The sequence below is a fragment of the Stenotrophomonas mexicanensis genome (genome assembly GCF_032911605.1).
In the GTDB taxonomy this organism is placed as follows: Bacteria; Pseudomonadota; Gammaproteobacteria; order Xanthomonadales; family Xanthomonadaceae; genus Stenotrophomonas; species Stenotrophomonas maltophilia_A.
In genome coordinates, this window is the sequence record NZ_JAWJTG010000005.1 from 44,506 (window position 1) to 64,463 (window position 19,958).

The 19,958-nt window shown below is 63.5% G+C and carries 10 protein-coding genes, 1 tRNA gene and 2 pseudogenes; 11 read left to right on the forward strand and 2 right to left on the reverse strand.

Annotated features, from left to right (window positions below):
* Positions 1 to 179 precede the first annotated feature (179 nt).
* The 8 genes and pseudogenes from R1L06_RS04070 to R1L06_RS04100 form a co-directional block, all read left to right on the forward strand.
* Entirely contained in the window at positions 180 to 3,539 is a 3,360-nt protein-coding gene (locus R1L06_RS04070; RefSeq protein WP_317216972.1) for a TIM-barrel domain-containing protein, read from the forward strand.
* Positions 3,540 to 3,672: 133 nt separating this feature from the next.
* On the forward strand, positions 3,673 to 6,648 hold the full coding sequence (locus tag R1L06_RS04075) for a TonB-dependent receptor domain-containing protein (RefSeq protein WP_317216973.1): 2,976 nt from the start codon (positions 3,673 to 3,675) through the stop codon (positions 6,646 to 6,648).
* A 65-nt stretch (positions 6,649 to 6,713) separates the two neighbouring features.
* Positions 6,714 to 8,069 (forward strand): Gfo/Idh/MocA family protein, encoded by a 1,356-nt coding sequence (locus R1L06_RS04080; RefSeq protein ID WP_317216974.1) that lies wholly within the window; start codon positions 6,714 to 6,716, stop codon positions 8,067 to 8,069.
* A 337-nt stretch (positions 8,070 to 8,406) separates the two neighbouring features.
* Positions 8,407 to 13,113 (forward strand): RHS repeat-associated core domain-containing protein, encoded by a 4,707-nt coding sequence (locus R1L06_RS04085; RefSeq protein WP_317216975.1) that lies wholly within the window; start codon positions 8,407 to 8,409, stop codon positions 13,111 to 13,113.
* Positions 13,114 to 13,265: 152 nt separating this feature from the next.
* A complete protein-coding gene (locus R1L06_RS04090) occupies positions 13,266 to 13,595 on the forward strand; it encodes a hypothetical protein (protein WP_239667442.1) in 330 nt (109 codons plus the stop codon).
* Between the two features lie 592 nt (positions 13,596 to 14,187).
* Positions 14,188 to 14,355: pseudogene (locus R1L06_RS20470) on the forward strand (RHS repeat domain-containing protein); the annotation flags it as partial.
* A gap of 709 nt (positions 14,356 to 15,064) precedes the next feature.
* On the forward strand, positions 15,065 to 15,400 hold the full coding sequence (locus R1L06_RS04095) for a hypothetical protein (protein ID WP_152904907.1): 336 nt from the start codon (positions 15,065 to 15,067) through the stop codon (positions 15,398 to 15,400).
* A 96-nt stretch (positions 15,401 to 15,496) separates the two neighbouring features.
* Positions 15,497 to 15,964: pseudogene (locus R1L06_RS04100) on the forward strand (RHS repeat-associated core domain-containing protein); the annotation flags it as partial.
* A 107-nt stretch (positions 15,965 to 16,071) separates the two neighbouring features.
* Here R1L06_RS04100 and R1L06_RS04105 read toward each other — a convergent pair.
* Positions 16,072 to 16,148: transfer RNA gene (locus tag R1L06_RS04105), tRNA-Arg, on the reverse strand.
* Between the two features lie 149 nt (positions 16,149 to 16,297).
* Here R1L06_RS04105 and ubiA point away from each other — a divergent pair.
* The 3 genes from ubiA to R1L06_RS04120 all read left to right on the forward strand — a co-directional run bounded on the left by ubiA (position 16,298) and on the right by R1L06_RS04120 (position 19,237).
* Positions 16,298 to 17,191 (forward strand): 4-hydroxybenzoate octaprenyltransferase, encoded by an 894-nt coding sequence (gene ubiA, locus R1L06_RS04110; RefSeq protein WP_317216976.1) that lies wholly within the window; start codon positions 16,298 to 16,300, stop codon positions 17,189 to 17,191.
* Between the two features lie 187 nt (positions 17,192 to 17,378).
* Positions 17,379 to 18,803 carry a short-chain fatty acid transporter gene (locus R1L06_RS04115; protein WP_317216977.1) on the forward strand — a complete coding sequence of 475 codons (1,425 nt, stop codon included), beginning with the start codon at positions 17,379 to 17,381 and terminating at the stop codon, positions 18,801 to 18,803.
* Positions 18,804 to 19,075: 272 nt separating this feature from the next.
* Positions 19,076 to 19,237, forward strand: a complete 162-nt coding sequence (locus R1L06_RS04120; RefSeq protein WP_164745118.1) for a hypothetical protein — start codon at positions 19,076 to 19,078, stop codon at positions 19,235 to 19,237.
* Positions 19,238 to 19,291: 54 nt separating this feature from the next.
* On the opposite strand, the gene R1L06_RS04125 is transcribed toward R1L06_RS04120, so the two are convergent.
* Positions 19,292 to 19,918, reverse strand: coding sequence for a YiiX/YebB-like N1pC/P60 family cysteine hydrolase (locus R1L06_RS04125; protein WP_317216978.1), 627 nt, complete (start codon positions 19,916 to 19,918; stop codon positions 19,292 to 19,294).
* Between the last annotated feature and the right edge of the window lie 40 nt (positions 19,919 to 19,958).

Sequence of the window (19,958 nt, forward strand, 5' to 3'; positions counted from 1 at the left end):
TCGCACAATACTTAACAGGCGCCTGCAAGCGCTTACACAAAGTGTTGCGGCGCAACAACTTTCGTTTCAATGGAATATATCTTCCTTTTTCCTTTCAATTTGTTGACATCTTTCGAATCGCTGCCCTAGAGTCGGCCCAATCGCTTTCGAAACGCCCGGTGAACGGGTTGGGAGTCCGCGTGGAAATCTGCGTTCGTCGCTCGCCGCTGATGCTGGCCCTGTTGCCGGCATTGATGCTGGCGTCCATGCCGGCCCGGGCCGAGCCCGTCGGCAACCTGCGTTCGGTCAGCGCCAGCGCCAGCCGCGACGGCGTGCAGGGCTGGGATCTGCAGACCGACAAGGGCGCGCGCATCCGCATCGAACTGCCGGCCACCGACATCATCCGCGTGCAGGCCGGCCGCAACGGCAAGCTCACCGGTGCAGGCGACAAGGCCGCGCCGATCGTGCTGCCGCAGCCCAAGGCGAACGTGCAGGCGCAGCTGGAAGAAGACGCGCAGGAAATCCGCGTACGCACCGATGCGCTGGTGCTGCATGTGCAGCGGCAACCGCTGCGCCTGCGCCTGGAGCGCTTGGACAACGGTCAGCCCACCACGCTGTGGCAGGAACTGCAGCCGCTGGACCTGGATGCCACGCAGAGCGTGCAGGTGCTGTCCTCGCAGGCCGATGAAGGCTACTACGGTGGTGGCCAGCAGAATGGCCGTTACCAGTTCAAGGGCCGCGAGCTGGAAGTGTCCTATTCCGGCGGCTGGGAAGAGGGCGACCGCCCCAGCCCGGCACCGATGCTGCTGAGCAGCCGCGGCTGGGGCATGCTGCGCAACACGTGGAGCGATGGCAGCTACGACCTGCGCGAGGCTGACCAGGCCACGCTGCTGCACCGCGAAGACCGCTTCGATGCGTACTACTTCGTCGGCGCCGATCTGCCGAAGCTGATCGAGCGCTACACCCAGCTGACCGGCCGCCCGAACATGGTCGCGCGCTGGGCGCTGTCCTACGGCGATGCCGATTGCTACAACGACGGCGACAACAGCAAGAAGCCCGGCACCGTGCCCGAAGGCTGGAGCGACGGCCCGACCGGCACCACCCCGGATGTGATCGACAGCGTGGCCAAGCAGTACCGCGCCCACGACATGCCCGGTGGCTGGATCCTGCCCAATGATGGTTACGGCTGCGGTTACAAGCAGTTGCCGGAAACGGTGAAGGGCTTGGCCAAGTACGGTTTCCGCACCGGTCTGTGGACGGAGAACGGCGTCGACAAGATCGCCTGGGAAGTGGGCAAGGCCGGCAGCCGCGTGCAGAAGCTGGACGTGGCCTGGACCGGCAAGGGCTACCAGTTCGCGATGGACGCCAACCGCCAGGCCTTCAACGGCATCCTCGACAATTCCGATTCGCGCCCGTTCCTGTGGACGGTGATGGGCTGGGCCGGCATCCAGCGCTATGCGGTGGCATGGACCGGCGACCAGAGCAGCAGCTGGGACTACATCCGCTGGCACGTACCGACCCTGGTCGGTTCGGGCCTGTCCGGCATGGCCTACGCCAGTGGCGACGTCGATGCGATCTTCGGCGGCAGCGCCGAGACCTTCACCCGCGACCTGCAGTGGAAGGCGTTCACCCCGGTGCTGATGGGCATGAGCGGCTGGTCGTCGAACGCGCGCAAGCACCCGTGGTGGTACGACGAGCCCTACCGCAGCATCAACCGCGATTACCTGAAGTTGAAGATGCGCCTGACCCCGTACATGTACGGGCTGGTGCACGAGGCTGCGCAGACCGGCGCACCGCCGGTGCGTGGCCTGATGTGGGACAACCCGCGCGATCCGCATGCGCAGGATGAAACCTACAAGTACCAGTTCCTGCTCGGCCGCGACCTGCTGGTGGCGCCGGTGTACCGCAGCCAGGCCGCCAGCCGTGGCTGGCGCCGCGACATCCATCTGCCGGCCGGCGGCTGGATCGACTACTGGGATGGCCGCCGCGTGCAGGCCGCCGCCGATGGCCGCCAGCTCGACCGCCAGGTGGACCTGGCCACGCTGCCGGTGTTCGTGCGTGCCGGTGCGATCCTGCCGATGTACCCGTCGATGCTGTTCGATGGCGAGAAGCCTCTCGATGAAGTGACGTTCGACCTGTACCCGCAGGGCGAGTCGCAGTACACGCTGTACGAAGACGACGGCAACACCCGCCGCTACCAGCAGGGCGAATCGAGCACGCAGCAGATCCGCGTGCAGGCGCCGGCGCAGGGCAGTGGCCCGGTGCAGGTGCAGATTGATGCCGTGCAGGGCCAGTACAACGGCCAGCTGGCGCAGCGTCGCTATGGCCTGCGCGTGCTCAGCCGCCAGGCGCCGCGTGCGGTGCAGGCCGGTGGTCGCGCGCTGCCGGTACTGGCCGATGCCGCCGCCTTCAACGGCGCCAGCGAGGGCTGGTACTTCGATGCCAGTGAACGCCGCGGCACCGTGCATGTGCGCACCGCCGCGCAGGACATCCGCCAACCGCTGCAGCTGCAGCTGGATTTTGCCGTGGCTGCTGCAGCCGCCGACGATACCTATCCGGCCGCACCGGTGCTGGGCCGCGAACTGCCGGCCGACAGCCTGCTGGTGGTCAATCGCCCGGCCGAAGAACCCGGCCATGCGCTGGAGAATGCCTTCGATGATGATCCGGGCACCTGGTTCCGCAGCGTGCGCAACCAGGCCGTCCGCACCGGTGCGCACGAGTGGGTGATCGGCTTCGGCGAGCGCAGGATGATCGACGGCATCGACATCGCGCCGCGCAACGACAAGAACTGGAAGCACGGCCAGGTACGCGACTACGAGGTGTACCTGGGCGACAGCAATGGCGAGTGGGGCGAGCCGATCGCCCGCGGCCGCCTGCAGCTGAAGGAAGGCGTGCAGCGCATCGACTTCCCGGCCCACGCCGGCCGCCTGCTGCGTTTCCGCGTGCTGAGCGTGCAGAACCCCGAAGGCGACGGCGCCAGCAGCACCGACCCGATGGTGACCGCCGCACAGGGCAGCGCCCGCGCCTTCGATGCATTGCAGCCGCGCGATGTCGGCCCGATCGCCTTGTCCACCTTCCACATTCTTGAACACCAGGAACCGGAGCGACCGGCCCGGCAGCGCTATCTCTCCGAGCTGCCGGTGCCGGCCGCGCTGGCCAGCCAGGTACGCACCGACCAGTCGTTCCGTGGCGACGCCGGCATGCGTATGAACGGCCTGCAGTTCCGCCGTGGCCTGGGCGTCAGCGCCAACAGCCGTATCGACCTGCGCCTGCAGGGAGGCTGGCACCTGCTGCGTGCCGACCTCGGCATCGACGACGCCTGCCGCACTGCCGGTGGCCTGCAGTTCCAGGTCTGGGGTGACAACCGCCTGCTGTACGACAGCGGCCTGGTGAAGGCGCCCGGCGTGGTCAAGCCGGAGCTGGACATCCGTGGCCTTTCCACCCTGAGCCTGCGCACGCTGGGTGCCCAGGGCAGCCAACCCGCCCAGGTCTGTGCCAACTGGGCCAACGCCGTGCTGATCGGCCAGGAGGGCGACTCCGCCAGCATCGTCGCCCCATGACCCCTACGTAACACCGCTCCTCCCCCCGCCCATTCCGACTACGGCCCTCATGGCCGTGGCCCGGGAGCGTTTTGCCCGCCGAACGCCCACGCGCTCACTTTTTGCGCCGCACCCCTGCCAGGAGAGAACCCCGATGTTGCCCGCCCGCCACCACCGCCCCCCCTGTCGTTCGATCGCTCCGCTGACGCTGGCCATCGCCGGCGTGCTGCTGTCGGTCGCCGTTCCTGCCTTCGCCCAGGAGAGCAAGGACAAGGCCACCGACCTGGCCCGCATCGAGGTCACCGGCTCCAACATCCGCCGCACCGACGTTGAAACCGCCTCGCCGGTGCAGGTGATCAGCAAGCAGGACATCCAGAACATGGGTGCACGCACGCTGCTGCAGGTGCTCGACAACCTGCCGGCCGCACGCCCGGCGCAGCAGGATGCGCGCTCGCTGTTCACCGGTTCCGACGGTGCTTCGCAGGCCAATCTGCGCGGCCTGGGTGCCCAGGGCACGCTGGTGCTGCTGAACGGCCGTCGCCTGTCGTACTACGGCGCACCGGCCGGCTTCCAGACCCAGTTCGTCAACATCGATGCGATCCCGGCTGCAGCCATCGAGCGCATGGAAGTGCTGACCGACGGCGCCTCGGCGGTGTACGGCACCGACGCAGTGGCCGGCGTGATCAACGTGATCACCAAGCGCAACTTCCAGGGTGCCGAGGTCAGCTTCACCAACGACACCTCCTCACGCATCGATTCCTACGGCGAGCGCCAGGCCAGCATCACCGCCGGCTTCGGTGACCTGACCGAGAACCGCTTCAACATCTACGGCGCGGTGAACATGTACCGCCGCGACGCGATCCCGCTGAGCGATTTCTACGACAAGCGCCCCGACCAGTACTACGTCAACAATCCGAACTACCTCAACAACCTGCGCCTGGGCGTGGGCAGCAGGCCGGGCGAGTTCAACCCGGGCAGCTATTTCGCCTTCGATCCGGTCACCGGCCGTCGTGTGCAGGAAGCTGCGCCGGGCTGCAAGAACGTGCTGACCAGTGAAGCGGCCGGTCCGCGTTGTGTCTGGGAAACCTGGATGAACAACGAGATCGATGCCGGCGCCAAGTCCGAGCGCAACACTGCCTACCTCAACGGCACCTTCCTGGTGGGCGACAGCACCGAGATCTTCGCCGAGGCGACCTACACCGACATCGACCTGCGCGCCAACGGCGGTACGCCGCGCACCTACGGCACCACCACCGGCAACCCGACCAGCTGGTTCTCGCGCAACACCGGCAACAACGTCAACCAGTTCCTGTACCCGTTCCTGGGCCCGAACAACGAGTACAACCACGCCAGCCCGGAAATGAAGGCGATGATGGGCGGTGTGGTCGGCCTGAACTACCTGCTGCAGGATGCTGGCCCGAACTACTTCGGCCAGCGCAACACCGACAAGAGCTACCGCGTGCTGGCCGGTGCGCGTGGCAACCGGGGTGACTGGAGCTGGGAGACTGCGTTCGCCAGCGCCGGTACCCACTCCACCACGTACCAGACGATCAACGTCAACACCAAGGGTTTCGAGAAGGCCTTCGGTCCGTACACGATCGATCCAGGTACCGGCCGCGTGATCATCTCCGATCACCCGGCGTACAAATTCGGCGAAATCAGCGAAGCCAACGCTGCGTTGATCCGTGAAGCGTTCCCGACCTTCGACATCCAGTCGTGGACCCGCCTGCACACCCTGGACGGCAAGATCGAAGGCCCGCTGTTCCAGCTGCCGGCCGGTGAGATGCGCGCCGCGTTTGGCTTCAACGCCAGCCGTGAGACCTTCTATACCCCGGGCAACGCCGATGCGGCCAACGGCCTGATCACCCAGCAGGGTGGTTCCTGGTTCGATGGCAAGCGCAACACCTACGCGCTGTTCGCCGAGACCGTGGCGCCGATCACCGACAAGCTGGAACTGGATGCGGCGGTGCGCGTGGACAAGTACCCGAACTTCAGCGCCAACGTCGCGCCGAAGATCGGCTTCAAGTACCAGGCGTTCGACCAGCTGATGCTGCGCGGCACCTATTCGACCGGTTTCCGTGCACCGAGCCTGGCCGAATCCGGCAACGGCGGCGTGTTCGCGCAGCTGGGCGGCTACCGTGACGAGCTGCGCTGCAACGAGACCAACGCCATTGCCAACCTGCTGCTGAAGTCGCAGCGGCCGGGTGATGTCGATCTGGGCAAGACCATGCTGAACGTCGATTGCAGCCGCACCGTGGCACGCATGACCCAGCCGAACAAGGACCTGAAGCCGGAGAAGGCGAAGATCGCCACCCTCGGCTTCGTCTACGAGCCGGCAACCTGGCTGTCGGTGTCGGCCGACTACTGGTTCATCTACCGCGACAATGAAATCGTCGCGCCGGACTACCGCCGCATGGAAGACATCATCTCCTCGTCGCGCTCGCCGATCACCGACAGCGACCGCGCCAACCTGGCGCAGCTGGCGGCGATGTGTGCCGACCCAGCCAGCGGCGTGAGCTGCCCGTCGGTGCTGCCGGGCTACTCCGCCGGCAATGTGGCCAGCGTGGTGGGCCAGTACAAGAACCGTGGCAAGACCCTGATCGACGGCTTCGATATCGATGCGCGCAGCCGCTTCTCGCTGGGGGACTGGGGCAATCTGAACATCGGCCTGGCTGCCACCATCGCCAACCGCAACCGTTTCTACATGGATGAAGCCAACGGCTGGTACTACGGCGACGTGGTGGGCTACTACAACAACCCGCGCCTGCGTGCCACGCTCAATGCCGACTGGACCTACAAGCAGGTCACCACCAGCATGTTCGTCAACTACGTGGGCGGTACCAAGTGGGCCACCGACCAGATCGACGAAAAGAGCAACAACAAGGAAACCTGCACCGGCGGCTACCTGGCCCTGCAGAAGAGCAAGTGCGATGGTGCACCGTCGTGGTGGACCGCCAACATGAGCGTCACCTGGCGCCCGGATGATGCGTGGAACCTGAGCTTCACGGTCAAGAACCTGTTCAATCGCCTGCCGTTCTACGACCCGAACAGCTTCCTGGGTGACTCCAGTGACTACGCGACCATCTTCGGTCGTGGTTACAGTGTGACTGTCGGTTACCGGTTCAAGTAATTCCGTTTGCGTGACCTGGCGTGGCGGCTGCGGCCGGCACGCTGCCAAGAGGAGAGATGTTTGCCATGAAGCGTAGGGAATTCATTGCGGCCAGTGCCGCTGTCGCCGCCAGCAGCCTGCTGCCGCAGACCCCGGCCTGGGCACGTGGGCGCAAGGTGCGCCTGGCCATGATCGGTACCGGCATGCGTGGCCTGGTGCTGCTGAAGGAGCTGGTGCGCCGCGACGATGTCGAGGTGGTCGCCCTGTGCGACATCGAGCCGATCATGCTTGGCCGCGCCGTGGAGATGGTCAGAAAGGCCGGAAAGCCGGCACCGAAGACCTATGGCCAGGACCGTGACACCAATGCCTGGAAGCGCTTGCTGGAACAGAAGGGCATCGATGGCGTGATCATTGCCACGCCGTGGGAGTACCACGCGCCGATGGCGATTGCCGCAATGCAGGCTGGCGTGGCCGTGGGCTGCGAAGTGGTGGCCGGCATCACCCTGCAGGACCACTGGGACGTGTTGAAGACCCAGTTGAGCACCGGCACCCCGTACATGCTGCTGGAGAACGTCTGCTACCGCCGCGACGTGATGGCCGCGCTGCAGATGGTGCGCCAGGGCCTGTTCGGCGAGCTGGTGCACCTGCAGGCCGGCTACCAGCACGACCTGCGCGGCGTGAAGTTCAACTCCGGCGACCCGAACCAACCCTACGACAGTGGCGTGGAATTCGGCCCCAAGGGCTGGAGCGAAGCACGCTGGCGCACCGAGCATTCGGTGGAGCGCAATGGTGAGCTCTACCCCAGCCACGGCATCGGCCCGTGCGCGATGTACACCGGCATCAATCGCGGCAACCGCTTCACCCACATCAACGCCTTCGCGACCAAGGCGCGCGGCCTGCACGAATACACCGTGGCCAAGAGTGGCGGCACCACGCATCCCAGTACCAAGGTGAAGTTCAAGCTGGGCGACATCGTGACCACCACGCTGGCCTGCGAGAACGGCGAGACCATCCTGCTGCAGCACGATACCTCGCTGCCGCGCCCGTACTCGATGGGCTTCCGCGTGCAGGGCACCAAGGGCCTGTGGATGGACGTGAACCATTCAATCCATATCGAAGGCCGCAGCCCACCGCACCAGTGGGAAGAGTTCAAGAAGTACCAGGACGAATACGAACATCCGCTGTGGAAGCAGAATGCCGACACCGCTGCCAGCGCCGGCCATGGCGGCATGGACTGGTTCGTGATCCATGCGTTCGTGGAAGCGCTGAAGGCCAAGGCGCCGATGCCGATCGACATCTACGACGCAGTGACGTGGAGCGCGATCACCCCGCTGAGCGAGCAGTCGATCGCCAACAGCTTCCAGACGCTGGAGTTCCCGGACTTCACCGCTGGTGCGTGGAAGCAGCGCAAGCCGATTTTTGCGTTTGACGGCAAGTACTGATCTGCTCTGTGTAGAGTCGAGCCATGCTCGACTGGTTTGAACACAACGCCGGGCCATGCCCGGCGTTGCTGTTTGTGGCGGCGTGCGGTCGCCTGTAGAGCCGAGCCATGCTCGGCTGGCCTTCTGCAGACGATGGCCTTCGATTATCGGAAAACTCTGAAATCCGACCTATTCCACAGTTTCTGACTTGAATGTGTAAACCACATCGGAGATAACGTTCCCCGTGCGGTCAGCCCGCATTCCGGAACAGGGACGATCCGAAACATGACGTGGTGAGGCATTGGCCCCACGTTCTCGTTCCCGCCGGTGCTGTGTTCGTCCAGGAAGGAGAACAGGGATGTTGGAGCGACTGAAGACCATTTCGTGTGCCGCACTGGCGATAATCGCGCTGGGGAGCTTGGCTCCCTGGGTTGCGCAGGCGCAGGAGGTGCAGAAGAAGTGGGAGAGCTACCTGTCGATGGGCCAGCCGCGAGCCACCGAAGCGGCGGTGCAGAAGGACATCAAGTCGCTCTTTTCCCAGTACGAAAAGGACAAACCCTTCGATTGGCATGTCAAACGCCAACGCGTCCTTGGAAAGAAGGTCATCTACGATTACCGGGTGAGACCCGAGAAGATCGTTACTACTGACTGGGTCTACACCCACTCAGGGCAGGAGTACTCAACCGAAGATCAGATTCGTAGCGTGATCCTCGCTACCCGCGTCAGCGACCCGCAGTGCCCGGCGACTTCACTCACGGAGGATCCTTGGGTGGAGCTCCTTGGACTTGGCAGGGGCGACGACGGTAGCGTCACCAACGAGGAGAAGGATTTCCATTACACCTTGAACTTCTATCACCAGAGCACTCAAGAATGCTCGTCGATAGTGGGGTGGGAGCATGTGCGCCGGGCCAGAACGGCGCTTTGTCCGAATCGTCCGTCCCTGACGTGGAATGAGGGCCTGCAGATGTGCTCCCTGGCCCAGCAGGACGAACCGCACATGGCGCCCATGCTGTCCTATACCAGCACGCCGCTGCCGCCGCAGCAGTGCCCTGTGGGCAACCCGTGCGACCCGACCACTGGCGACAAATCCCAGCCTGAGCCTGACTTCAACATTGGATGGGTGAGCTTCCAACGCCACTATCACTCCCTGACAAGCACGGCGGGCGGCGCGTTGGGTACGGGCTGGACCCATTCCCACAATCTGCGGCTTACCGCAGGCGTAGACGACGCCACCTTCCCTCCCAGCCCTGAACTGAAAGTTGGGCTGATCGGCGCCGATGGCGGGCAGACGGCATTCCAGAAGGTGGGAGCAGGCTACGAAGCCATGGACGGAAGCGGCGATCGTGCTGTCCAGCAGGGCGCCAGCTGGCAGCTTTCACGTGCCGGGGAGCGCATTCAGTTCGATGCCACCGGCCTGATGCAGCGCCGCGATTTCGAAGACGGAACGTCGCTGACCTATGCACACGACGGCCGCGGCCGCCTGCTCAGTATCACCCATTCGACCGGTCGGCGCGTGGATGTCCAGTACCTGGTGTCGGGCGACGATTCACTGATTTCTGCGCTGGTGGTCGCCGGCCAGCCTGTGGTGAGCTACGCCTATTCACCGGTCGGCGAACTGATCAGAGCGACTTATGCAGACGGCGCCAGCCGCGCCTATCACTATGAGGACACCCGCTTCCCGGGTTACCTGACCGGCGTGACCGCCGAAGACACCCGGCGCTACAGCTGGTTCGGCTACGACGCCAAGGGGCGGGTCACCTGCAGCCGTCACTCCGGCGACTGCAGTCAGGCCGACGTGGGCATTGATGGCGTGCGCCTGGAGTACACCCTGGCAGGAACCACCATCGTCACCGACGCACTGGGCAAGCAGAGCACCTACGCCTTGACCGCCATCGGCTCCAGTGGTCTTCCGCGCAAGGTCAATGGCATCACCGAGAGCAACGGCAGCATAAGCCGCACCTATCTGCCCGAGGGCACCGATTTCCGGCGCCGGCTGCAGTCGGTGACCGACCGCCGTGGCGTCGTCACCAACTACGCCTATGCGGAGGCCAGCGACGCTGCCGCAGGTGCTGTCAGCGTGACCACCACCACCGAAGCGGCCGGTACTCCGGACCAGCGCGTCAGCGAAACGCGCGTGGCCATGGACAGCAATCGGCTGGTGCAGCAGACCGTCGGTAACCGTGAGATCCGCATCACACGCAATGCGCGCCTCCAGCCAACCACCATTACCGTGCGCGACATGGTGACCGGTGACACCCGCGTCACCACGCAGGCCTACTGTGAGGCCGAAGGGCCGGAGTGTCCGCTGGTGGGACTGCTGCGAAGCGTGGATGGCCCGCGCAGTGATGTGGCGGATGTCTCCACCTATGCCTACTACACCGCGGACGACGCGGGATGCACGGCCAATGGCGCCTGCAGTTATCGCAAGGGCGACCTGCGCAGCGTGACCAATGCGCTGGGCCAGACGGTCGAGACCTTGGCCTACGACGCGTTCGGGCGGCCGTTGTCGGTCAAGGACGCCAACGGCGTGGTCACTGGTTACACCTACCATGCGCGCGGCTGGCCGACCTCGGTCACCGTGCGCGGTGCCACCACAGCCGAGCACCGGGTAACCCAGATCAGCTACTGGCCGACCGGCCAGGTGCAACAGATCACCGAGCCTGACGGCAGCAGCGTTACCTATCTCTACGACGCCGCCCAGCGGCTGACGGACATCGCGGACAGTGCGGGCAACACCATTCACTATGCGCTGGACAACGCCGGCAACCGCCTCAGGGAGGACACGCTGGATGCTGCTGGCACCCTTCGTCGCACCTTGGCACGCACCTTCAACACGCTTGGTCAGCTGACCGCATTGAAGGACGCAGGCAACCACGCCACCGGCTTTGCCTACGATGCCAACGGCAACCCGCAGACGATCACCGACGCACTGCAGCGCGTGACCAGCCAGCAGTACGACCCGCTGAACCGCTTGGCGCAGACCCTGCAGGACGTCGGCGGCGTGGCCGCGGAGATCCGCAGCCAGTACAACGCGCTGGATCAGGTCACCCAGGTCACCGACCCGAAGGGTCTGCACACTACTTATGCCTATAACGGTTTCGGTGATCTGACCGGGCAAGTCAGCCCGGACAGCAGTGCCAGCAGCTACACCGTGGACGCGGCCGGCAATCGCAAGACCGCTACCGATGCGCGTGGCGTCACCGCCACCTATCACTACGATGCACTCAACCGCCTGATCGGCATCGCCTACCCGGATCCCAATCTGGACGCGGGCTACAGCTATGACGTGGCGCCTGCCGCCTGTGCCGCCGACGAGCGCTTCGCTAAGGGACGGCTGGGGCAGGTGCTGCACGCCAATGGCAGTACCCAGTACTGCTATGACCGTTTCGGCCAGGTCACCCGCAAGGTACAGACCGTCAACGGCGTTGCCAGCACGCTGCGCTACGCCTATAGCAAGTCGGGCCGCCTGACCGCGTTGACCTACCCCGACGGCAGCGTGGCCGACTACGTACGCGACACCCAGGGCCGCATCAGCCAGATCGGCCTGACCCGGCCCGGCCAGGCACGCCAGATCGTGGTGAACAACGTGACCTATGCGGCCTTCGGCCCGGCGACGGGCTGGACCTATGGCAATGGCCGACAGCTGCAGCGTCCGCTGGACCTGGACTATCGCCCGCAGGCGGTACACGACCCGGCCGCAGGTGGCCTGTCGCTGGGCTATGGCTACGACCCGGTCGGTTCGATCACCGAGCTGAAGAACGGCACAGGCTCAACGGTACTCGCCAAGTACGCCTACGACACGCTGGGCCGCCTGACCCAGACCCAGGACGGCACGACCGGCACGCCGATCGAAACCTATGCCTACGACGCCACCGGTAATCGGACCGCGCTGACCACGTCGGTAGGCACCGCCAGCTACACCTATCCCGCAACCAGCCATCGCCTGACTGCGGTGGATGGCGAAGCGCGCACCCATGACGCGGTGGGTAACACCACCAGCATCGGCAGCAAGACGTTCACCTACAACGATGCCAACCGCATGAACGCGGTGAAGCAGGGCAATGCGGTGCTGGAAACCTATGGCTACAACCATCGTGGAGAGCGCGTGCTGCGCACCCCGGCCGGTGGCGCGGCGCAGATCACGCTGTACGACGAGGCAGGACAGTGGCTGGGCAACTACTCGGCCACGGGCCAAGCGCAGCAGCAGGCCATCTGGCTGGACAACTACCCGGTGGCGCTGATCAATGTGCCGGGTACCGGCGTGCCGGAGTTGGCCCACGTCCAGCCGGATCATCTGGGCACACCGCGCGTGGTGATCGACCCGGTGCGCAATGTCGCGATCTGGGAGTGGAACAACAAGAGCGAAGTGTTCGGCAACCAGATACCAAGTGCCGACCCGGATGCCGATGGTGTGGTGTTCGAGCTGGCTCTGCGATTCCCGGGCCAGCAGGCGACGGATGCGAGTGGGTTGTTCTACAACTACCAGCGGGAATACGACCCGGCGGTGGGCCGTTATTCGCAGAGTGATCCGATTGGGTTGGATGGGGGAGTGTCCACCTTCTCCTATGTATCAGCTGATCCAGTGCGGGCAGCTGATCCGCTCGGACTGCTGGCCAATTGCACTTGTGTGGACGGCGGAGTTCAGATCGACATCCCTATTCGTTTCAGTGGTGAGGGAGCTACTCCTGAGACTCTGAGTAAAATGATAAATGCAATTGAATCGACCTGGTCTGCGCCCGGATTTACAGTCACTGTTAGCCAGCCGGAGAAAGGGCGGTTAAACCGTGTTGAGGTTCCGCTGGGGAAGGGGGTATCGACTGTAACCGGAGGCAGTGTCGGTAAATGGTATGCAGGAAACACTGAGTGGACAGCTGCGCACGAGGCAGGGCATTTGATGAAATTCAAGTACGATGGTCGTTTTGATATGTACGATGTGGTGTCACAGGCGCCCTCTCGTTCTACTAAGCCCGTTCCGGGGTGGGAGGGGAACATCATGGCAGAGCATCTGGGCGTTCCAGACGATAGGGTTCGGGACGCTATCAAGAAGAGATTGAGGTGCAAATGATAGGGAATCTACGCGTGGCTGCGCTCCTTCTTCCATTGCTAGGAGGCTGTAGCACTAGTCAGTTCAAACACGCTGAATGGAGTTCAGATTGGGTGGATGTTTCATCGGATGAGATCATTCCTGGGAACTCCACGACACTTCGGAGTGATCGCTTGGCCACCTTGAATCCGCAGAGTGAAAATTCGATTGCTCAGTGGATGCTCGCTCAAAACTTGAGCATCGTTCACGCATCGGATGCTGCTGAGAAATTCGCGCCTCTACAGTTGAATGGGTTAGTGCCGGCAGAGGGGGAGACTATTTATCTCGTCAGAGCGGCCTCGGATGCAGGAGGCGGAAATTTTGTCGGCTACGTAAATGACAGTGGGATTCTCATCTTGTATGGGGTAATGGGAAGTTGTGGGGAGCAGGTGCATCGAGTGGTTGCTGTGAGCTTGAATAAGAAGCCTGCCAAGATCTTCGGAGGGTGCTCAGGGGCGCTCTGAAGATTTGTTATGTGAAGTGGGTTTGAGGCGGGAAGAGGAAATTGGGAATTTCATTTGCGAGCGCATGGAGAGTGCAGATTATTGATTCATGCCGGAAGGAGGGGGGATTCCACCTGTCCCTCTGGCGGTGGGTAATGGTAAATAATCAGCGCAAATCGGGGCTGTGCAGGGGTTGTCTCGATGCAGGAGATCTATTTTTGCGCTCGTTATCCCTCTCATCCGTCTGCGTGCTCGCCCTTGGCGGATGCGAGAATGACCGTTTAGGAGAGCTGCAGCTGAAGCCCATTTATGCGGATCTGAGTAGTTCGTACTACGGTGGGATGTGCGAGGGTGAAGTGGGGCCAGGCACGAGCGCGGAGAGTGTTCGTGCGATGCGCATTAGTACGGTCGCTGGTGATTGTGCAGTGCTCTACTTGGATGGGGTAGATTGGGCTGGTGAACTCGTGATCTATGGAGCGGAGACTGGAAATCTCCCTGAATGTTCCGCGTTGGTACGGAAGCTCGAGGTCAGACGAGCAAGTGCGGCCGTTCTCGCCAGAGCGAGAGAAATGTGTAAGTAGTGATTTTCAGCTGTTTCCCGTTTTACCGTAAGTATTTGGGTGCCAACCGCATGAGCGCGGTGAAACAAGGCAATGCTGTAATGGAAAGCTACGCCTACAACCATCGCGGCGAGCGCGTGCTGCGTACCCCGACCAGTGGCACGGCACAGATCACCCTGTATGACGAGGCGGGGCAGTGGCTGGGCAACTACTCGGCCAGTGTGGCTGACTACGTGCGCGATACCCAGGGGCGCACAAGTGGCGACGTCATGAGGGGTGGCTTTCCATCGAATCCCACCGTTGCGCAGGTCCATTCAATAGGGTGTCAGTGTCTAACTCCATATTATTCAGATCTCTCGCATCCTCTGCTATCTAATTCCGAGACGGGTCCTCTTGATCTGATTGATCTGGTTCGAGACTCCATAACAAACTGGCGGTCGCGGAGGTAGCTGAATGATTCTGCGAGCATTCGGAGTAGTGGTTGGGCTTGTTACCATAGCGTTTGGCCTGGCAGTAATCGGCGGCGCATTGGTTGGGACTGGGCCTTGCCGAGTGAACTGTGATCTGTACATGTCGATTATTCGACTTGTAGGGCAGGAGCATTACAATAAAATGATTGGGGTGGCGTGGATCATCGGTGGCGCCATGTTTATTGTTGCTTCGATGCTGATTGGGAAGAGAAAAACTCCCCTTCGCCGAGGCGGAAAGAAGGCGCGGTTGTAAGGGATTCAAGTAGGCTGGAGTCAGCATCGTTCAGTGCGAATGAATTGAAAGTCGTTCGACTGCTCTTCTGCTCGTGGCTTAGCTGCAGAGCGGGGTAAGGATGGGAGTTGTTCTGCCTTCGGCAACGTGGCTGCAGTCTGGAACGCAAAGTAGCCATGATGTCGAGCGACTGATGACCTCGGTAAAGCAGTCCGCTACCCTGTCACGATGGAACTCGACAAGGAAGTTCTTCGAATGTCATTGGAATCAGTTTTCGAAGCCCTTTGCATGCTTGCTATCGCAACGTTGTTGATGGCATTCGTTGCGCGAATTTTTCTGGTTTGGGAGTTAAAGAAAAATTCGCCTGAACTGTGGGATTCCCTTGGCAGGCCTGCGATCCTGGAGCGAGATCATTTCTTGACCAAGTACCCGATCTGCGGATGGAAGCGGGTGTGCAACGGCGCATCAGGAGCGCGCAGGTTGTTACTCTTGGCGTTCTGGGCCTCGTCCCTTGTATATCTTATATTGCTGATTCCCTTGGTCGTGATCTGGGTTATGCAGTGATCAAACCCTCCTCCATTGGTCTGAAATCATTGCCTTAAGCTCTGTCCACCTGACCACGTACGCCCAGCCCAGCCCAGCCCAGCCCAGCCCAGCCCGGACGGCACGACCGGCACGCCGATCGAAACCTAGGCGTATGACGCCACCTGCAATTGCACCGCACTGACCCGCTCGGCAGGCACCGCCAGCTATACCTATCCGGCGACCAGCCATCGGCTGACGGCGGTGGACGGAGAAGCGCGCAACCATGACACGGCAGGCAACACCACCAGCATCGGCAGCAAGGTGTTCACCTACAACGATGCCAACCGCATGAGCGCGGTGAGGCAGGGCAATGCCGTGCTGGAAAGTTACGCCTACAACCACCGTGGTGAGCGCCCGCTGCGCACCCCGGTGGGTGGCGCGACTCAGACCACTCTGTATGACGAAGCAGGGCAGTGCCTTGGCGACTACTCGACCACGAGTTAGGCGCAGCAGCGGGCGATCTGGCTGGACAACTACCCGGTAGCGCTGATCAATCTACCGGGTACCGGCGTGCCGGAACTGACCTACGCCCAGGCGGATCATCGGGCAGGCAGCGCGCGGAACGTCAATGGAGGATCGGGAAGCCGAATGAATCCACGACCAGCGCACCATACCGTGGTGACGGGTGATGGCAGAAGACAGAGGGAAGATGGCGCGCCCGGAGGGATTCGAACCCCCGACCAATGGCTTCGGAAGCCACTACTCTATCCGGCTGAGCTACGGGCGCGTTGTAGAACCGCCGCACCACCGACCAGTGCCGGGGCGGGCATCGCAGCGCCATGAGGCGGTGCGGGACCGGCATTCTATCCAGTTTCGCCGAACAAATCTCCCCCCACGGGCAAAGCCCTGCCGGAGGCGCAGGAGTATCCTATCGCCATGGCTGATACCCCCCTCACTTCGCCGCAGTCGCCGGCGACGCCGCGTTGGCGGCATTACTGGAGTCTGATGCGCGCTGATCGCCCGATCGGCACGCTGCTGCTGCTGTGGCCCACCTGGTGGGCGTTGTGGCTGGCCGCGGGCGGCCTGCCGCCGCTGTGGACGCTGTTCGTGTTCACCGCCGGCGTGTGGCTGACCCGCTCGGCCGGTTGCGTCATCAACGACTATGCCGACCGCTGGCTCGACCCGCACGTGGAGCGCACCAAAGCGCGCCCACTGGCCACCGGTGCGATCAGTGGCCGCGCTGCGTTGGCATTGTTCGCGGTGTTGATGCTGGTGGCGTTCGGCCTGGTGCTGACCCTGAACGGGCTGACCATCGGCCTGAGCTTCATCGGCGTGTTCCTGGCCGCCAGCTACCCCTACCTGAAGCGCTACACCCATCTGCCGCAGGTCTACCTGGGTATGTCGTTCGGCTGGGGCATCCCGATGGCGTTCGCCGCCGTGCAGGGCGAGGTGCCACTACTGGGCTGGCTGCTGTATGCCGGCAACATCCTGTGGTCCACCGCCTACGACACCTGGTACGCCATGGTCGACCGCGAGGACGACCTGAAGATGGGCTCGCACTCCACCGCGATCCTGTTCGGCGATCTCGACCTGGTCATCCAGGGCGTGCTGTACGCGCTGTTCCTGGCCACGATGGCGCTGGTGGGCGTGCGCGGCGGGCTGGGCGGCTACTACCTGGCCGGCGTGGCCGTGGCCGCGGTGCTGGTGGTGTACGAATTCTGGATCTGCCGCAACCGCGAGCGCGGCCCGTGCTTCAAGGCGTTCCTGCACAACAACTGGGTGGGTGCGGCGCTGTTTGCTGGCATCGCCGTGGATCTGGCGCTGCGCTGAGAAGCGCAGCCGAGCGTGGGCTCGGCTCTACACGTGGCAACCCCGAAACCGGATATCCGTGGCGCCCGAGCCCATGCTCGGGCGGCGGCGCGCAGCGCCGGGTATCCCGCCACCTACGACCAATAGGTGGCAGACAGCCCGCACCCCACCGCCCAGAATCGGTCCATCGAACCTGGGAGGGTAGGCGATGGCCTCGACGGCAGCAGTACAGGACGGCTGGATGGCGCGCGCTGCGCTGCGCTCGGCGGCCTGGGCGGAAAAGTGGTTCCCCGATGCGTATGTATTCGCGGTACTGGGCGTGGTCATCGTCGCGCTGGCGGCGATGAGCTTCGGCTCCACCCCGCAGGCCACCGCCAGCGCCTTCGGTGATGGCTTCTGGAGCCTGATTCCGTTCACCATGCAGATGGCCTTCGTGGTCATCGGTGGCTACGCCGTGGCCACCGCTCCGGTGGTCGCACGCTTCATCGATTTCCTCGCCCGTGTGCCGCGCACCGGCCGTGGTGCGGTGGTATACGTGGGCCTGGTCAGCATGCTGGCCTCGCTGCTCAGCTGGGGCTTCTCGCTGGTGTTCGGCGGCCTGCTGGTGCGCGCGCTGGCCCGCCGTACCGAACTGCGCATGGACTACCGCGCGGCCGGTGCGTCGGCGTACCTCGGTCTGGGTGCGGTGTGGGCGATGGGGCTGAGTTCCTCGGCCGCGCAGCTGCAGGCCAACCCGGCCAGCATGCCGCCGGGGCTGGTCGAGATCACCGGCGTCCTGCCGTTCACCGAAACCATTTTCCTGTGGCAGTCGATCGCACTGACCGCGGCGCTGATCCTGGTTTCGCTGCTGATTGCCTGGTTGACCGCACCGGCCGCCGGCAGCGCCCGCACCGCCGAGGAGTTCCCGGGCGCCGCGCAGGCCGAGCCGGAACCGCTGCAGCGGCGCACGCGCCCGGGCGAGTGGCTGGAATACAGCCCGCTGCTGACCGTGCTGCTCTCGTTGCTGGCGTTCGGCTGGCTGTTCAACGAGTTCGCCAACAAGCCGGTGGTCACCGCCATCGCCAACCTCAATACCTACAACTTCATGTTCATTTCGCTGGGCCTGCTGCTGCACTGGCGGCCGCGCAGCTTCCTCAACGCGGTCGCCAAGGCGGTACCGAGCACCACCGGCGTGCTGATCCAGTTCCCGCTGTACGGGGGTATCGCGATGATCCTCACCCACGCTGCCGGCGGCGATGGACAGACGCTGGCGCACCGGCTGTCGAGCCTGTTCGTGCACGTAGCCAGCACCGATACGTTCGCGCTGGTGATGGGCGTCTACTCGGCGGTGCTGGGCTTCTTCGTGCCCTCCGGTGGCGGCAAGTGGATCATCGAAGCGCCGTACGTGATGCAGGCCGCCAACGAACTGAAGGCACACCTGGGCTGGGCGGTACAGGTCTACAACGCAGCCGAAGCGCTGCCGAACCTGATCAACCCGTTCTGGATGCTGCCGCTGCTGGGCGTGCTGGGCCTGAAGGCACGCGACATCGTGGGCTTCACCTTCATCCAGCTGCTGGTGCACATCCCGCTGGTGCTGGGCCTGCTGTGGCTGCTGGGCATGACACTGGCCTATGTGCCGCCGGTGATGCCCTGAAGGCAGAGTTGGCTTCCCTGCGTGAGCCGGGAAGCCAACCTGGTTCAGCGCGTGTTTCCGGCTGCGAACGCCATGAATGCGTGCGGGCTGAAGATGGCATGAGCACATGCCGATCCCGCATGAATCCTTCAGCCGCTTGTGCCACAAGGGCTTCCGCGCGTTCATTCACAGGCGTACACACAGATGTAGCCGCCCCCCCACGCGTGATTAACCATTCGCTGCAGACGATGGCCACGTCCACCGCATTCCGCGAGTGGCTTTGGAGATCGGACATGGCACAGCAGAACCAGAACCCGAACCAGAAGCAGCAGGGCCAGCAGAACCAACAGGATCAGCAGCAGGGCCGTGGCCGCGATCAGCAGCAGCAACAGCAGCAGGAACAGCAGAAGCGCAACCAGAACCAGCAGCAGGGTGGGCAGGACGAGGAAGAGTGACGTCGGTACCCACCTCCTGTAATACGCAGAGCCCCGCCCCGTGCGGGGCTTTGCTTATTCCAGCACGCCGATACGCTGCAGCACCGGCGCCGCCGACATGTCGTTGGGATTGGTGCCGGGCTGATCCTGCGGCACGTCCATGCCCATGCCGCGGTACAGCTCAATCCAGTGCTGGGAAATCTCCCCGGTCTGCGGGTTACGGAAATTCATCGGCTGCAATGCGAACACGTGGTGCGCACGGAAGGCGCGTTCGATGAAGTCCGAGCAGTAGTAGCTGTCCTCGTTCAACACATACGACGTGTTGTACGGCTTGCCGAGCATCGTGCGCGCGGTGGCGATTGCATCCTTGATTGCCGGCTGCTGCGGTGCGTGCAGGCGATAGACCACGATCTGCCGCTGCTTTGCTCTCGCGTCCTGGCGGAACTCGGACAGCGATTGCCGCCGCGATCCTTTCTCGTCTGCATGCAATACCTCCCAGTCCTTCGGCGCGGAAGCGACCAGCGCGACGTGATCGAAGCTGGGCGCGCCCTGCTTGCCGGTGGCATCGTCGATGGCTGCACTGAGACCGCTGCGGCCGGCGGTGACGAACAGCAGGTCGCCTTCGTGGACATCGACGGCCCTCGCCACCGCCGGCCACAGGGCGGGCAGCAGCAGGCCGATCAGGAGCAGGAGGCGATGCATGAGGACTCTCGGACAAGCGGAATGCCTGAATTGTAGGGTG

Coding starts and splice junctions, on each gene's coding strand:
- R1L06_RS04125 (WP_317216978.1), bottom strand. CDS start 19,918: ATGCATCGCCTCCTGCTCCTGATCGGCCTGCTGCTGCCCGCCCTGTGG.
- R1L06_RS04075 (WP_317216973.1), top strand. CDS start 3,673: ATGTTGCCCGCCCGCCACCACCGCCCCCCCTGTCGTTCGATCGCTCCG.
- R1L06_RS04115 (WP_317216977.1), top strand. CDS start 17,379: ATGGCCTCGACGGCAGCAGTACAGGACGGCTGGATGGCGCGCGCTGCG.
- R1L06_RS04080 (WP_317216974.1), top strand. CDS start 6,714: ATGAAGCGTAGGGAATTCATTGCGGCCAGTGCCGCTGTCGCCGCCAGC.
- R1L06_RS04085 (WP_317216975.1), top strand. CDS start 8,407: ATGTTGGAGCGACTGAAGACCATTTCGTGTGCCGCACTGGCGATAATC.
- R1L06_RS04120 (WP_164745118.1), top strand. CDS start 19,076: ATGGCACAGCAGAACCAGAACCCGAACCAGAAGCAGCAGGGCCAGCAG.
- R1L06_RS04095 (WP_152904907.1), top strand. CDS start 15,065: ATGGAACTCGACAAGGAAGTTCTTCGAATGTCATTGGAATCAGTTTTC.
- ubiA (WP_317216976.1), top strand. CDS start 16,298: ATGGCTGATACCCCCCTCACTTCGCCGCAGTCGCCGGCGACGCCGCGT.